The 560-nt window shown below is 75.0% G+C and carries 1 protein-coding gene and 1 pseudogene; both read right to left on the bottom strand.

Going from position 1 to position 560, the window contains the following annotated elements; all coding sequences use genetic code 11:
* On the bottom strand, nucleotides 1-328 hold a 328-nt coding region (locus IE329_RS40135; protein ID WP_190216003.1), incomplete at its 3' end, for an AAA family ATPase.
* Nucleotides 325-560 (bottom strand): annotated as a pseudogene (locus IE329_RS40130) (DNA primase); the annotation flags it as partial. The gene IE329_RS40135 and the pseudogene IE329_RS40130, both read right to left, overlap by 4 nt.

Genomic DNA, 560 nt, shown 5'->3' with positions numbered 1-560 from the left:
CGAGGCCGAGTCCGAGGGAGAGCCAGGACTTGCCGACCTTGGGCGGTCCGGCGAGGAGGCTGACGCCTTCGGCGAAGAACCCGGGGACGGCCCATTTGGGTTCGGGGAAGGTGGTGGCCATCAGTTCGGCGGCGGTCCAGGTGGTGCGTGGCCGCGCCGGTGCCTGTGGTGCCGTTGCCGGGGCCGTGTGGGGTGCCGGGGTGGGCGGGGCCCAGGGGTCGGACCAGGGGTCCGGTTCGTCCGGCCAGGGCGCGTGCGGGTCGTCGTCGCCGACGATCCGCAGACGCGGTGCGGGCCGGGCCGTCTCGGTGTCGACGGGGCGGGTCATGCGGTGTGGCCGGCGGCGGCGAAGCCGTTGGTGACGGCGCGGGCGGCGTAGTCGGCGGGAACGCCGACGGACATGGCGGCGTCCACGAGGGTCTGGGCGACGGTGTTCAGGTCGCAGGGGCCCGGGCAGTGGGCGTGCTGGGCGGCCAGGAAGCGGGCTACGCCGTACGTCTGGGAACTGGCGCCGGACGTCTCGTGTGCCCGGATTTTGGCGACGCCGCGGTGCAGGCCGG

This window comes from Kitasatospora indigofera (genome assembly GCF_014655955.1).
Taxonomy (GTDB): Bacteria; Actinomycetota; Actinomycetes; order Streptomycetales; family Streptomycetaceae; genus Kitasatospora; species Kitasatospora indigofera.
This window is presented reverse-complemented; position numbering and strand designations above follow the sequence as displayed.